12 protein-coding genes are annotated in these 14,989 nt (G+C 63.3%); 10 read left to right on the top strand and 2 right to left on the bottom strand.

The genetic code is table 11. From position 1 onward, the window contains the following. Positions 1-412: 412 nt before the first annotated feature. Genes ACLE20_RS02130 through ACLE20_RS02110 form a run of 5 tightly spaced genes read left to right on the top strand, consistent with a single transcriptional unit; the run spans position 413 to position 5,530 of the window. Complete coding sequence (locus ACLE20_RS02130) at positions 413-1,675, top strand: extracellular solute-binding protein (RefSeq protein WP_410938594.1); 1,263 nt, start codon at positions 413-415, stop codon at positions 1,673-1,675. A 59-nt stretch (positions 1,676-1,734) separates the two neighbouring features. Then, positions 1,735-2,622, top strand: a complete 888-nt coding sequence (locus ACLE20_RS02125) for a carbohydrate ABC transporter permease (protein WP_410938593.1) — start codon at positions 1,735-1,737, stop codon at positions 2,620-2,622. After that, on the top strand, positions 2,619-3,473 hold the full coding sequence (locus ACLE20_RS02120) for a carbohydrate ABC transporter permease (protein WP_410938592.1): 855 nt from the start codon (positions 2,619-2,621) through the stop codon (positions 3,471-3,473). The genes ACLE20_RS02125 and ACLE20_RS02120 overlap by 4 nt, the downstream gene beginning before the upstream one ends. 12 nt (positions 3,474-3,485) lie before the next feature. Further along, positions 3,486-4,595: an ABC transporter ATP-binding protein gene (locus ACLE20_RS02115; RefSeq protein WP_410938591.1), complete on the top strand. Its 1,110-nt coding sequence runs from the start codon at positions 3,486-3,488 to the stop codon at positions 4,593-4,595. Further along, entirely contained in the window at positions 4,592-5,530 is a 939-nt protein-coding gene (locus ACLE20_RS02110) for an N-acetylglucosamine kinase (protein ID WP_410938590.1), read from the top strand. The genes ACLE20_RS02115 and ACLE20_RS02110 overlap by 4 nt, the downstream gene beginning before the upstream one ends. Positions 5,531-5,647: 117 nt before the next feature. Here the strand turns inward: ACLE20_RS02110 and ACLE20_RS02105 are convergent, their stop codons facing one another. Both ACLE20_RS02105 and ACLE20_RS02100 read right to left on the bottom strand, forming a co-directional pair. Next, positions 5,648-6,811, bottom strand: a complete 1,164-nt coding sequence (locus tag ACLE20_RS02105; protein ID WP_410938589.1) for an ROK family protein — start codon at positions 6,809-6,811, stop codon at positions 5,648-5,650. Positions 6,812-6,958: 147 nt separating this feature from the next. Beyond that, positions 6,959-7,972 (bottom strand): SIS domain-containing protein, encoded by a 1,014-nt coding sequence (locus tag ACLE20_RS02100; protein WP_410938588.1) that lies wholly within the window; start codon positions 7,970-7,972, stop codon positions 6,959-6,961. 333 nt (positions 7,973-8,305) lie between these two features. On the opposite strand from ACLE20_RS02100, the gene ACLE20_RS02095 reads away from it, so the two are divergent. From ACLE20_RS02095 to ACLE20_RS02075, 5 genes are all read left to right on the top strand, one after another. After that, entirely contained in the window at positions 8,306-9,196 is an 891-nt protein-coding gene (locus tag ACLE20_RS02095) for a MurR/RpiR family transcriptional regulator (protein ID WP_410938587.1), read from the top strand. A 246-nt stretch (positions 9,197-9,442) separates the two neighbouring features. Further along, on the top strand, positions 9,443-10,744 hold the full coding sequence (locus ACLE20_RS02090; RefSeq protein ID WP_410938586.1) for an ABC transporter substrate-binding protein: 1,302 nt from the start codon (positions 9,443-9,445) through the stop codon (positions 10,742-10,744). Between the two features lie 138 nt (positions 10,745-10,882). Further along, the gene (locus ACLE20_RS02085; protein ID WP_410938585.1) at positions 10,883-12,778 is read left to right on the top strand and encodes an ABC transporter permease subunit; all 1,896 of its coding nucleotides are present in this window, start codon (positions 10,883-10,885) and stop codon (positions 12,776-12,778) included. Between the two features lie 13 nt (positions 12,779-12,791). Beyond that, the gene (locus ACLE20_RS02080; protein ID WP_410938584.1) at positions 12,792-13,841 is read left to right on the top strand and encodes an ABC transporter ATP-binding protein; all 1,050 of its coding nucleotides are present in this window, start codon (positions 12,792-12,794) and stop codon (positions 13,839-13,841) included. Then, on the top strand, positions 13,831-14,988 hold the full coding sequence (locus ACLE20_RS02075) for an amidohydrolase/deacetylase family metallohydrolase (RefSeq protein WP_410938583.1): 1,158 nt from the start codon (positions 13,831-13,833) through the stop codon (positions 14,986-14,988). Before ACLE20_RS02080 ends, ACLE20_RS02075 begins: the two co-directional genes overlap by 11 nt. Position 14,989: the final 1 nt, after the last annotated feature.

Here is a 14,989-nt window from a genome sequence, read left to right as displayed (position 1 = left end):
CGTGTCGATCGCCGGAATGGTTTCGGTCGGCGCCGAGCTTGAGCAGCGTGCCAGCCAATCGTAGCGCAGAACGAAAGCGCCAGCCGCACCCTCCCAGCCGTCTCTGCACACGAGACTGTCCGCTGAGTAGCCGACTGATGACGATCGGCGAGAAGGATGCTGCAGTTGACGTATCACGCTGGGCTCTGCAGCGGTCGACACACGGTTCATCGTGCGCCGATAGAGCACGGTAGCGAGCATCCGCCCAGCAATGGCTGGGACCTTTCCCGTCTCCGCCATCATTTTCAAGAGGCCCTACAAATCCCGAACTTCCACGGAATTCCCGCTTGACCACCCTATTTTATTAGTTAAGCTTCCTAACGTTCGATGGGAGATCGTTCACCGCTACGCCGATAAAAAAGGGGATCCTCAAATGAATATGCTTTTCGCACTGGCCAGAGGCGCTGCCGCCGTCCTGGCGTTGGCCGGCACATCCGCAACAGCTGCCGATACGACGCTCGAATACTGGGTCTATTCCGACTTCGCGCAGGGCGAGGCGCTTGCCCTGCAGAAGACGTTCATCGCCGAATTCGAGGGCGCGCATCCGGGCGTCAAGATCAACATCACCGGAAAAGGGGACGATGACCTGACCGCGGGCCAGGTCGCCGGGGCTGCCAGCGGCACTCTGCCGGACGTCTTCATGAACGGCCAGGCCTTTGGCGCGCAGCTCGTCAAGGTAGGCGCGATGGCGAACATCCACGACAAGTTCATGGCTCTCCCGGAGGACTACCGCAATCAGTTCGACGCTGAGGCGCTGAAGGGCTGCATGCCGAGCCAGACGGAACTCTATTGCCTCCCCTATACGGGCTTCGGCTCGCTGCTCTTCCGCAATCTGACCGTGCTCGAGAAGGCCGGCGTCGACACGTCGAAACCGCCGGCCACCTATGCCGAATGGTTCGAGCAGATGAAGGCCGTGAAGGCCGCCGGCCTCTTCGCCATCCCGGACGAGACGCTGGTCTTTAACTCGATTGCCGAGATCTATGCGACGTCCGGCGACAACAGCAGTTGGGGTTTCAACTGGCAGGACAAGACGACGCTGATCAAGCCCGAGATCATGACCAAGGTGCTGCAGAAATTCGTCGACATGAAGCCGCTGTCGAGCGGCACCAGCCGCAATGACCAGGCCACCAAGGACCTCTTCATCTCCAACCAGCTCGCCTTCCACACGGTCGGCCCCTGGGTGAACCCGACCTATGCGGAGGCGGCCAAGACGAGCGGCTTGAAATATGACTTCGTGTTGATCCCGGGCGACACCGAAGGGAAGACCGGTGGTATCCGCAGCTACGAGATCGTCAGCGTCGCACCTGGGAAGAACACCGACATTGCCTTCGAATTTGCCGCCTACATCACCGCGAAGGAGCAGATGACCCGCTGGGCGAAGCTGCTCTCGCGCTACAATGCCAATGCGGCGGCGATGGCCGATCCAGAGGTCGCCAAGCTTCCGCTGATCGAGGCGTCAGTGCGTGCGGCGCATGGCGCGACCGATGTCGCGGCGCCTTATTTCCAGGGCACCGTGCCGAGCTGCTACAACTCGACCGTCATCGACCATGCCTCGGCGGTTGCCGATGGTGACGACACGCCAGCGGATGGAGCCAAGCAGTTGATCGAGGATCTCAACGCCTGCCTTGCAGAGTGAGTTCATCGACACCGAGCCGCGCTGTGGCCTTGATCGGCCACAGCCATTCCGGAGCCAGCATGTCCCTCAGACGTCACCTTCCGCATTATCTGATGATCGCGCCGTTCATGATCCTGTTCGCCGCTTTCTTCCTCTACCCGATCGTCAGCGGCCTCTTCTACAGCTTTCATGACTGGAACGGCGTGCAGCCGCCGGTCTATGTCGGCCTCGGCAATTATTCAAAGATCCTGCAGTCGCGCGACTTCAACCGCGCGATGATCAATCTGGCGACCTATATCGCTCTCACCGTGCCGCTCGGCATCCTCGCCGCGCTCGGGCTGGCCCTGCTGGTCGATAGTTTCACGCCGCGCTGGTCGAACCTCTTCCGCAATGCCTTCTTCATGCCGGTCGTGCTGCCCGCCTTCCTGTCGGCAACGATCTGGCGCTGGATCTATGCTCCCAATTTCGGCCTGCTCAATACGATCCTCGGCCTGTTCGGCGTCGGATCGGTCAATTTCCTCAATGATACCGGCACGATGCTTTATGCGTTGATCGCCGTCGACATCTGGGTCTCGGCCGGCTTCAACATGGTGATCATCCTCGCCGGACTGAAGAACATTCCGACCGAACTCTACGAGGCGGCGCGGCTCGACGGGGCCTCGAAATGGCAGCAGACCGTGTTCGTGACCCTTCCCATGCTTGGGCCGGTGCTGTTCTTCGTCTTCACCTACGGCTTCATCTCGGCCATGCAGGTCTTTGACAAGCCCTGGCTGCTGACCGGCTCGTCTTTTGCGAGCTATGGCGGCCGGCGCAACGCACTGCTGTTCCCGGTGATGGATATGATGGGCCGCGCCTTCGGGGGCGTGAAATTCGGCGAGGCCGCTGCCTACGGCTTCCTCCTCACCGTCGCCATCGTCGCCGTCACGGCTCTGATGTTTGCCATCCGGTCCTGGAGGGAGCGCACATGATCTCTGTCCCACGCCGCAACGGCACCGGCCTTGCCTGGACTGTATTTCGGGTCGCGCTCGCGCTGTTCATCGCACTGATCGCGATCTTCCCCATCTGGTGGATGCTCAACGTCGTCTTCGCCCATCCGGGCGAACCGGTCTCGCTCAATCCGCGGCTGTGGCCGACATCGCTCTCGGCCGGCCTTGCCAAGATCCAAGCCATCCTCGCCGAGACCGGATATCTGCGCGCCTATGGCGTTTCGGTGACCTATGCGCTGCTGACGATCCTCGGCGTCCTCGCCGTCGCCTCGCTCGCCGCCTTTGAATTCGCCCTCTTCGACTTTCCCGGCCGACGAGTGCTCTTTGCCGTCGTGCTACTGGCTTTGATGGTGCCGACGGCCGTGACGATCATTCCGACCTATCTGATCACCTCGCGGCTCGGTTGGATCAATACGATGCAAGGCCTCGTCGTGCCCGGTCTCGCGTCGGCCTTCGGTCTCTTCATGCTGGTGCAGTTCATGCGCGCCATTCCGAAAGACATGATCGAGGCGGCGAGGCTCGATGGCGCGAGCCACCTGCAGATCTACTGGCACGTGGCCTTGCCGCTTTGCCGCAATGCGCTCGTCACGCTCGCCATCCTCACCTTCATCCAGACCTGGGGCAACTATATGTGGCCGCTGATCATCAGTACCCAGACGGACATGTACACGGTTGGTCAGGTCGTCGGGCTGTTCAACTCGCCGCTTTCCCACAACACCGTGGATACGGTCATGACCGCCAATCTCCTCGCGGCGCTGCCGCCGCTGATCTTCTTCCTGATCTTCCAGCGCAAGATTGTCGAAGGCGTCGCCATGTCCGGAACCAAAGGCTAATCGGGTATCCCCATGTCCTTCATAGAAATTCGTTCCGTGGCCAAAGCCTACGGCTCCGTCCGAGTTCTCGACGATGTCGATCTCACCATCGAGCATGGGGAATTCGTCGTCTTCGTCGGGCCTTCGGGCTGCGGGAAGTCCACCCTCCTGCGCATGGTCTCCGGGCTCGAGACCATCTCGGCCGGCACGATCGCCATCGACGGCGAGGTCGTCAACGATCTCGAGCCAGCGGCGCGGGGCGTCTCGATGGTGTTCCAGTCCTATGCGCTCTATCCGCACATGACGACCGCGGGAAACGTCTCCTTCGGCCTGCGCATGGCGCACACGCCGCGGCCGGTGATCGCCGAGAGTGTGCGCAAGGTCGCCGAGATCCTGCGGCTCGGCAGCCTGATCGATCGTCGCCCGTCGCAACTTTCCGGCGGCCAGAAGCAGCGCGTGGCGATCGGCCGGGCCATCGTGCGCGAACCGCGTCTGTTCCTGTTCGATGAGCCACTTTCCAATCTCGATGCGGAACTGCGCGTGCAGATGCGCGCCGAGCTGACCGATCTTCATCGTCGTCTCGGCACGACCATGATCTATGTCACCCATGATCAGGTCGAGGCGATGACGCTTGCTGACACGATGGTGGTGATGAATGGCGGCCGCATTCAGCAGGCCGGTGCGCCGCTGACCCTCTATGATGATCCCGACAATCTTTTCGTGGCCGGCTTCGTCGGATCGCCCAAGATGAACTTCCTTCCGGCTGCAACGACCTCGCTCACGCCGGACGGCGTGCATCTCGGCCACGTCGCAGGTGTGGGGGAGGCTTTCCTGCCGCTTGCCGGCCTTGAAGCGCCATCGACCACCGTGACGATCGGCATGCGGCCGGAACATCTGCGTATTCTCGCCGCGGGCGAGACCGGGTCCGGGCTCGTCCTCGAAGGGCGCGTGCTGCTCGTCGAGGAGCTTGGCTCGGAAAGCTTCGTGCACATGGAGCTGACGGACGGGACGCGCATCATCGTGCGTAGCGGACGGCGGGCGGCGGCAGCTCAGGCGCATCTCCGCGTCGAAGCCGATCTGGCCGCGGCGCTTCTCTTCGATGAGAAAGACCAGCGGCTGCGCGGCGCGGGGCGGGGCCGATGAGCCTTTTGCCCCCCAATCCTCCGGCCGGCCTCAGGATCGGCATCGACATCGGCGGAACGAAGACGCATCTGCGAGCAGAAGACAGCGATGCGACGAGCCCGCGCGATCTGATCGTTCCGAGCGCCGACTGGCGCACGCGCGATTGGGACGCCGATGCCGCGGCACTTCTCTCGCTCGTCGAGCGGCTTGCCGATGGCGTACCGGTTGCGGCGATCGGCATTGGCGCGCATGGCTGCGACGACGCGCTCGAATGCATGGCGCTCCAGAACGCGCTCAGCGCGCGTGTCTCGACGCCGGTTGCGGTGGTCAACGATGCCGAGCTGATGCCGCTGGCGCTCGGCCTTCGCGGCCAGATCGGCGTCGTCGCAGGCACGGGCTCGATCGCTGTCTGCCGTCCGGCGCCGGAGCGGATGATGGTCGCCGGCGGGTGGGGCTGGATCGTCAGCGACGAAGGAAGCGCGGCGAGCCTCGTACGCGACGCGGTGCGCGAGGTCTCGCAGCATCTGGACCGGGGTGGGCCGCTGGACGAGCCGCTGACGGCGGCAATCCTTGCCGCGCTCGAGGTTGTCTCTGTCCCCCGCCTCGGCAGCATTCTCGCCGAGTACCGGTCAGCAGCCGAGCTCGGGCGGCACGCAATCACCGTCTTCGATGCGGCCGAACGCGGCTCGCGGCTGGCCGGGAGCGTGATCGCGCGCGGCGGGCGGCTGCTGGCCGAACTGCCGGCGATCCTCGATGCGCGCGGAGCAGGGGCCACGCATGTGGTGGCCGGCGGCAGCGTGATCGCCGCACAGCCGCGCCTGTGGCAGGCCTTCGTCGAGGGGCTTCGCGTCGCGGCGCCGCATCTCGAGGCCCATCTCTTCACCGGCAGCCCGGTCCAGGGCGCCTGCTACCTTGCCCGGACGCTCACCGAGCCCGTCGTTGAGAGCGCGGCCTGAACAGCCATCACGCCCTGGAGCATTTCCGGTGAGCTCCGGTTCACCGGAAATGCTCTGGGTCGCTGTCTTTGCTGCATGACTCGACGCCGAAGCGATCTCGCTTCGGCTGGACATGCTTCAGCCGGCGCGCCGCAGATGCTCGTCGCCCGTCAGCATCTTGACGGCGCGGCGCATGGCAAGCTGCGAGGCGCCGAGCACCGTCCCCCGGACCGGCAGTTCCGTGGTGATCACTTCGGTTGGCCAGGCGAGATCGGCGATCAGCTCTTCGATGATCGGCACAAGAATGCCGTTCTGCCCGACGCCGCCGCCAAGCACGATCAGTCCCGGATCGCAGATGGCAACGACCGAGGCGGCAACGAGGCCGATATCCCGGGCATGGCGCTCGACATGACGGAGCGCCGATGGCACGCCTTCCTCGGCGAGCCGAAAGAGGTCGCGGGCATTGTCCGGCGCCGGCGTCTTGTCGGTCCAGTCGGCCCCGACGCGCTCCATGAGCGACAGCGAGCTGATGTGATCCTCAAGACCACGGCGGCGCGGCCGGGACAGCGGGGCGAAGGGGAAGGGCAGGCGGGTCACCTCGCCCGCTGCGCCATTCGCGCCGCGCAGAAGCCGGCCCTCGTGAACCAGTCCGAGGCCGATATTGACGCCAATCTGCAGGAAGGCGAAAGAAGGGCGGCCCCTTGCGGCGCCCAGATCCATCTCGGCGATCGCCGCGCAGTTCACGTTGTTCTCGAGCACGATCTCGGCACCGGCACTGTCGCCGATCGACGCCTTGATCTCGTCAAGCCCGGAGGCGAGCTCCGGATGATTTTCAGACACGATCACCGGCACCGCGAGCGAGATCGCCCGCAGGGGGCGGCGAGGGTTGCCCTCGAACTGGCGCAGTTCCTGCAGCACCGTCTGCACGGCCTTGCCGGTGTCGCTTGTCAGCCGCCCGGCCGGCGGGAGGAGTTTGTCCACCTCGGCGAGGATGGTGCCGTCGAGTGTCTGGGCGATCGCGCGCACCTGGGTGACGCCGGCATCGACGCCGATCACGTAACCGACCTCATGGCCGAGGCCGTAGAGCGTCGCCGTGCGCCCCGTTGCGCCCTGGGTTGTCCCGGTCGGGTGGACGAGGCCGAGATTGCTGAGTTCGAGGATGGCGGCCGACATCGTCGGCTTGGAAAATTCGAGCGCGCTCGACAGCATTGGGCGGGTGGCCTGGCCCACCTCGACGATCCGGTGAAAGACCGCCCGCGCGCTCTCGGTCAGGGGCAAGGGAAACTCGGCTGTTCGGGTCAAGAAGGCTCGCTGTGGGAAAGGGCAGAAAGCACCATTCTAGTGCCGACTGGCGCAGCTTGTCACGCTCGCCGCGCCCCGGGCGTGACCAGCCGAGAACGATAGGGGGTGGCCTGCGACGGAGCGCCGTCGCAGGACGCAGGGGAGGGCTCAGGCCGGATCGGGCAGGGGCAGCTTGGTATCGGTCTGGCGATAGCGGAACTCGCATTTCGGCAGACCGACGCCCTCGGCGAGATCCTGCATGATCATCTGCGTCGGCAGGGCGGCATAGATAGCCGCGAGAATGCCATTCTCGGTGCCCGGAATACGGATCACGACGAGATTGTCGCGATCCTCGACCGCGGCGCTCGTCACCAACACGGTGGGAATGCCGAAACCGGCGAGATCCTGCGCCAGCTGCCGCTCGCGGCCGTCGCCGAAGACGATCACGCCGGTGCCTGCATCGTTCGGCTCCATCGGGCCATGGAGGTAGTTGAGCGTGTCCCAGTTCTGGGCCGGAACGCGCACGGCCTCGCGCAGCAGCAGCGCCGCATAGCCGGCCGTGCCAAGCTGGGCGTTGGCGCCGACGCAGTCGATCGACCTCTTGCCGGCAAGGAGCGCGCTTGCCTTGCTCACCGGATCGGCGATCGCCGCGCTCAGCGCCTCGAAATCGCCGGGAAGGGCGTCCCAGTTGGTGTTGGAGGGCTCGCCTTCCGCGTCGGCAATCAGACCCAGCGCCAGCAGGGAGCCGAGATAGCTTGTCGTGTTCGGGCCGCTATCGATGCCGCTGCCCGTACCGATCATCGTGCCGACGGCGGCGGCGAGCGGACTTTCGGCCGTCTTGGCGATACCGATCGTCAAGGCCTTGTCGCGAAGGCCGGCGGCTTTGGCTGGCTCAACGCTTCGTCCGGAAGCGGAAACGGCAATATAGGCATCAGCCGCATTGTCGGCCGCGTCATACAGCTCCCCTCCGGCAAAGGCGAAGGCGCGCAGGCCCTGGCGGCGGAACTGCGCGGCGGCGACGACGCCGGCATAGAAGCTGGCGCCAATGCCGATGATCGCTGTCGTGCCCGTGCGAAGCGCGGAAAGATCCGCGGTCTTCAGGGTTTTGCGAAGGCTTGCGAGAGCTTCTTGCAGGGACTGTGGTTGTTGCGCGACTGCGTCGCGAAAGGGCAAACGCTCCAAAACGATCTCCATAATGGGCTGCGGGAGTAGCGGCAAAGTCGGGGGTTGCGGGCGTCGATAATTGAACCCGGGTGGCGCGCAGACCGCCTTACGACCTCGGGCCTTGACTATCGGACAAGCAACGAGTGAGTTAGTAACGTAAACTAACTAATGCGCAACTGTTTTTTCTGGCTCGCGGGAGCGGATGCGTTGGACCGGTTCAGCGAACGTGGCAGGGCTGTTGCGCCTGCGGCGCTGGTTGACAGTCTCCACGTTTGATTGAACGGTCCGTTCAAAGTGGAGAGCCGTATGCCAAGAGCAAAATTATCGAGAACCGCCGCCGCGGAGCCGACGTTGAAGGCGGCGGGCAAGGCAAGGCCACAGGATATTCTGGCGATCCTGGTCGATGCGCGCGACACATTCTCGAAGTCCAATCGCCGCATCGCCGATGCGATCCTGTCCGAGCCGCATCGTTTCGTGGAACTTCCCATCGAAGACCTCTCAACCTGGCTCGATCTGTCAGCCCCCACGATCACCCGATTTGCGAGAACCGTGGGCTGCGATGGCCTCAAGGATCTCAAGCTGAAGATTATGGGTTCGGTGCGTGTCGGCATCCATTATCTGGAGCCTGCAACGCCACCTGGCTCGATCGAGGAGGTGACCGAGCGCGTCAGCAAACGGGCGCAGAAGACGATCGTCGATATCAGCCATGCAATCGATCTGCCGCGCGCCGGCCGGATCATCGAGCTCATCAACCAGTGCCAGACGCTCTACGCCTTCGGTAGTGGCGGCGTGTCGTCCTGGCTGGTGGAGGAAATCCAGAACCGGTTCTTTCGGCTCGGTATCCGAGTCATTCCCTGCGCCGACCAGCAGATGCAGATGATGTTGGCTTCGACGGTCGATAAGCACGACCTCGTGCTCTGCTGCTCGCTGACGGGTGAGAGCGCCGGTCTGGAGCGTGCCATCGCCGTGGCGCGTGAATATGGTGCGACAACCGTTTCGCTTGCGCCGAGCGCGTCCAGTCTCTCGACACTGGTCGACGTCATGCTTCCGGTTGATAGCCCGCCCGATGACGACATCCTTAGCCCATCCTCGATGCGATACGCCTATCTGATTGCCATCGACATCCTTGCCTATGGCGTTGCGATCGCGCGCAAGGAGGCGGGACGGGAAAAGTTGCGCAGACTCAAGCAGCAACTGGCGACCTCGCGCGACAAGCCCGACGTCCAGCCACTTTGCGATTGATGGAACGCGGCTAAATTTTGCAGTTTCTGATCAAAAAATCTGCATATCTCGCTTCAATGCAGCCGTTGAACGTAAAAAATGATCTGAAAGTAAAGTTTTTCTAGACATCGGAAAAAAATCGCGGATAGTTCTACCTGTAGAACGAGAGCCGCCTGTAAGCCGATACGGCACGGACGGAGTTGCTGATCAAATATTCCGCGGGAACCGGAATACAGCTTAAACAAGCCATCGCTAAGGGGAACTAGCATGACTTATTCGCTAGAGCGAATACTCGCGTCCAGACGACAGATATTGAAGGGTGCCGGTGCTCTTTCCGCCGCGGCGGTGCTCGGCAACCGAGCCTTGGCTGCGCCATCGACGGCGATGACCTTCGCTGGCTGGCAGTACCAGCCGCAAATCGTCGACGAAAACGTCAAGACCTTCATGAAGCTCTATGACGAGAACGTCACTTACGAGCTCATCACCGGCGATTATCACCCGCTGGCCGAAACCAAACTGACCGGCGGCCAGCATCTCGACATGCTCTATGCCGAGGAAAACTATATTGCCCGCTGGCATACGGCCGAATGGATCCGCAGCATCGACGGCCTGCCGGGCGTGGAGGAGATCAAGGCCGGCATGTTCCCGGTCAGCGTGGAATCCCTGTCGCTGCCGACCGGCGAACTCTGCGGTCTGCCTTACTATGCCGGCTACAACACTTTCCTCTACAATGAGGAGCATCTGTCGAAGGCCGGTGTCGAAGCGCCCGCGACCTGGGACGCCGTGCTCGAGGTTTGCCGCAAGCTGAAGGCGGACGGCATTTCGGAAGCGCCGTTCCATGGCATGTGGCAGCAGAACTGGCCCAACATGTCCTGGCACATGTTTGCCTGCTGGTATTCCGAAGGCGCCAAGGTATTCGACGACGACGGCAAGTTCGTCGACGAGCCGGCGCTTCGCAAGATCCTCGAGGTCCACCAGACGCTCTACAAGGAGAAGCTGGTCGCCGAGGACATCATGACCCTGCCGGGCGAAGGCGTTCCGAGCTATGCCTCCGGCCGCCACACCTTCATGGTCGTGCATGACTATAATCACAAGGTGGCCAACGATCCCGCCGTATCGAAGATCGCCGGCAAGGTGCGCAATGCGCTGATGCCGGGAGCCACGCGCTCGACCATGGCATGGACCGCATCCTATCTGATGGGCGCGCAGCCCGTCGACGAACAGCGTGTCTGGAACCTGCTGCAGTTCTTCGGTGGCAAGGCAAAGGATGGCCAGTATCACGTCATCAAGCGCTGGGCGCTCGAGTTCGGCTTGGGCTCCGGCTACAAGGAGGTCATGGCCGATCCGGAGATCGTCGAGAGCTTCTCCAAGTGGCGCGACCTGAAGGTCTCCTCCGAGCAGCTCGGCATGGCGACGTCGCGCAAGATCGGCAAGACGATCTGGTTCCCGGAGTGGGACATGTTCATGATGCAGCAGGTGCAGGAATATATCCGCTCGGGCAGCTCGACCGATGCGCTCGTGACCGCACTTGCCGACAAGGCTGCCGAGCTGAAGACGCAGTATCAATAAGGCGGTTGCTGCTGACAGGGAAAAGGGAATGCGACCGCCGTCCGCCCGCGGTGGCGGCCGCATTCCGGAGTTCAGCCCCCAAGAGCATCGTTGCGCGCATGGTCGTCATGCGTGGCCGCGATGAGAGCGAGGGATGTCATGACGCTTACCGCAGACGCCGCCAAGATCCAGACCGCCGCGCCACCGCGCCGCCGTCGCATCGGCCAGGTTCCGGCTTTCGCCTTTCTCACGGTCGCCCCGACGCTGGTCCTGATGGTCCTCATCGTCGGAATGCCGTTGCTCTACAGCCTCTATCTCTCCTTCAACAGCACCAATCCGATCACCAAGCGCTGGGTCTTCGTTGGCCTGTCGAATTACGAGCGCGTGCTCCAGAACATGGATTTCTGGTACGCGCTGGCGCGCACGGCCTATTTCTCGGTCCTGGCAATCGTGGGGACCACGGTGCTCGGCGTTCTGTTCGCGCTGGTTCTCAACAAGAGCTTCGCCGGGCGCGGCCTGCTGCGCAGCGTCGTGCTCGTGCCCTGGGCCATGGCGCCGGTCTCGATCGGCGTGCTCTGGTCGTTCATCTATGCCGGCAATTTCGGCCTGCTGAACGGCCTGCTGCACGATCTTGGCCTAGGCGCGCTGGCGACGGCCTGGTTCGGTGACGGCTTCCGCTCGCTCAACCTGGTCGCTATTACCCAGATCTGGAACCAGGCGCCGTTGACGACGCTGATGATGCTGTCGGCGTTGCAGTCGATGCCGGGCAACCTGCAGCGTGCTGCCCTTCTCGATGGCGCGGGGCCGGTCAAGCGCTTCTTCTCCATCACGCTGCCCTGGCTCAAGCCGACGCTGCTGTTCTCGACGATCGTCGCGACGATCAACGCCCTGATGACTTTCGACATCATCTGGATCATGACGCGCGGCGGCCCGGGGGCGGCAACGACGACGCTGTCCTGGCTCGGATATGTTCAGTCCTTCCAGTTCCTGAAGTTCGGGGAGGGCGCGGCGATCCTCTATATCCTCACCATCCTCAGCCTGGCCTGCGCCATTCTCTACTTCTTCGTGCTCAGCCCGAAAAAGGCGAAGAAGGACGAAGCGAGCATGGCCGAGGAGCTGAAGACTGTCCTGACCCGCGTGCGGCCGACCATGGTGGTGATCCCGCCGATGGATCGGCGTCCGTGGCTGCATCCGAAGACGCAGAAGACCCTCTCGCTCTTGCTGTTCTGGCTGGGCGTCGTGGCGATCTTCCTGTGGTCGATCCTGCCGGTCGCTGCCCTTCTCCTGATCAGCCTGTCGCCCGCCACCGATCTGATCCGTACCCCGCCCTCGATGTTTCCGTCGTCCCTCACTCTGGAGAACTATCGCATGGTGCTGATGGCCGAGGGCACGACCAGCGTGCAGGCCCAGCGTGTACCAATCTCGCTCTGGAACAGCTTCGTCATCGGCGCGATCGTCTCCGTCGTCAATGTCGCTCTCGGCACCTTCGCGGGCTACGGCTTCGCGCGCTATGCCGACCGGCGCTTCTTCGCCGCCAGTCTCTGGGCGCTTCTCCTGACGCGCATGATCCCGGGGCTCACCCTCGTCCTGCCGTTCTTCATCATCTTCCGCTCGCTTGGCCTGATCGACACATATCTCGGCGTCATCATCGCCTATTCGACCATCCTCATGCCGCTCGCCGCCTGGATGATGAAGGCGAGCTTCGAGAACGTGCCGGTCAGCCTCGAGCGCGCCGCGCAGATCGATGGATGCAGCCGCTGGTCGATGTTCGTGAAAGTCATCGTCCCGGTCGTCCGGCCCGGCATTATCGCCGCGCTCATCTTCTGTTTCCTCGTGTCCTGGAACGAGTTTCTCTTCGCGATGATCATCACGTCGACCCCGAGAACGCAGACAATCCCGGTCGTCATCGCCGGCTTCCTCAACCAGGCACGGTTCTACGAATACGGCCCGCTCTTTGCCGCCAGCGTGCTGGCGATCCTGCCGCCGGTCGCCGTCGCCTTCTTCTTCCAACGCTACCTCGTCCAGGGCGCGCTTTCAGGTGCGGTCAAGGGCTGAAAGGAGTTCTTCCATGGCATCCATCACGATCGCCGGCCTGAACAAGCGCTATGGCATCCATCCCGTCCTCAAGGGGCTCGACCTCTCGATCGAGAATGGCGAGTTCATCTCCTTCCTCGGCCCGTCCGGCTGCGGAAAATCGACGCTTCTGTTCTGCATTGCCGGACTGGAGGAGATCAACGAGGGCTCGATCCGCTTCGATGGGCGCGAAATTTCCGATCTCGGCCCACGCGAACGCAACATCGCGCTCGTCTTTCAGGATTATGCCCTCTACCCGCACATGAGCGTTCGCGACAACATCGCCTTCCCGCTGCGCCAGCAGAAGGTCGATGCTGCGACGATCGAGAAGCAGGTCGCCTGGGCCGCAGATGTCCTCGGTCTCGAGGCCCTTCTCGACCGACCGCCGGCCGCACTGTCCGGCGGCCAGCGCCAGCGCGTGGCCGTCGGCCGTGCCATCGTCCGCAATCCCTCGGTTCTGTTGATGGACGAGCCGCTGTCGAACCTCGACGCATCGCTGCGCGTGCACATGCGCACCGAGATCCGCCGTCTGCAGAAGGAACTCGGGATCACCGTCATCTTCGTCACCCATGATCAGGAGGAAGCGATGGTGCTGTCCGATCGGATCGCCGTGATGAACAATGGCGTGCTGCAGCAATTCGCAGCGCCGATGGAGGTCTACAGCCGGCCGGCGAACCGCTTCGTCGCGGGCTTCATCGGCAGCCCACAGATGAATTTCCTGCCGGGCGATCTGTGCGGCGGGCCCGCCGATCACGTCATCGGCGTGCGGCCGCACGATCTCAAGCCGGATACCGGCAATTCCGGCGCCTTCTCGCTGCGTGGCGAACTGATGCTGATCGAGCCGGCCGGGCCGTTCCAGTTCCTGGACGTCAATGTGGCCGGACATGTCGTCCGCGCCACCTGCATGGACACGAGTGGGCTGTCGCCCGGCGCGCCGATCACCGTCAGCGCCGGTTTCGACGCGTTGCGCGTCTTTGCGGCCGACAGCGGCCTGCGCATCCCCCATTCATTCAAGGAAACTGAAAGTCGCATCCATGCCATATGACATCGTTTTGAAGCAGGGTCGCATCGTCGATCCGTCCCAGGGCATCGACCGCATCGGCGACGTCGCCTTTACCGCCGGCAAGGTTGCCGCGCTCGGTGATGACCTTTCCGGCTTGCAAGAACGCGATTGCTCCGGCCTGATCGTGACGCCCGGTCTGATCGACCTCCACACGCACGTCTATTGGGGCGGAACCTCGCTCGGCGTCGATCCCGACGCATTCGCGCGCATGAGCGCGGTCTCCACCTGTGTCGATACCGGCAGTGCCGGGCCGGGCAATTTCCCCGGCTTCCGCAAGCATGTGATCGAGCAGAGCACGGCGCGCATCCTTGTCTACCTGCATGTCTCCTTCGCCGGCATCTATGGTTTTGCGAAGAACATCATGCTCGGCGAAAGCCACGATCTGCGGCTGATGGCAGCGCGCGAAGCGGTCGAGGTGATCAACGAAAATCGCGACGTCATCATCGGCGTCAAAGTGCGCGTCGGTAAGCACGCGTCGGGCCCCTCCGGCATCCAGCCGCTCGATATCGCGCTGCAGGTGGCGGACGAAACGAACCTGCCGTTGATGTGCCATATCGACGAGCCGCCGCCGTCTTATGAGGCCGTTGTCGCCAAACTGCGCAAGGGCGACGTGCTGACCCATTGCTACCGTCCGTTCCCGAATTCACCGGTTGACGGCAAGGGCAAGGTCAAGCCGGAAATTCTCGAGGCGCGGGAGCGCGGCGTGCTCTTCGACATCGGCCATGGAATGGGCTCCTTCTCCTGGAAAACCGCCCGCGCCATGCTCGACCAGGGCTTCCCGCCGGACACGATCTCGTCGGACGTGCATGCGCTCTGCATCGAAGGGCCGGCCTATGACCAGGTGACGACCCTGTCCAAATTCCTGGCGCTTGGCATGCCGATGAACGAGGTGATCGCGGCATCGACCATCAATGCCGCCAAGGCTTTGCAGCGCCCCGAACTCGGCACGTTCAAGATCGGCGCCGCCGGTGATGCCAGCGTGCTGGAACTGCGCGACGGATCCTTTGCGCTGGAGGATGTGCGCGGCGAAATCGTCAATGCGTCGCAGCGGCTGTTCGCTGCCGGCCTCGTCATCAAAGGCCGCAATGTCGGCACGAACTCAACGCCGCTGGCCGCGGCCGCCGAATAGG

The sequence above is a fragment of the Rhizobium sp. YIM 134829 genome, from assembly GCF_046546455.1.
This window is presented reverse-complemented; position numbering and strand designations above follow the sequence as displayed.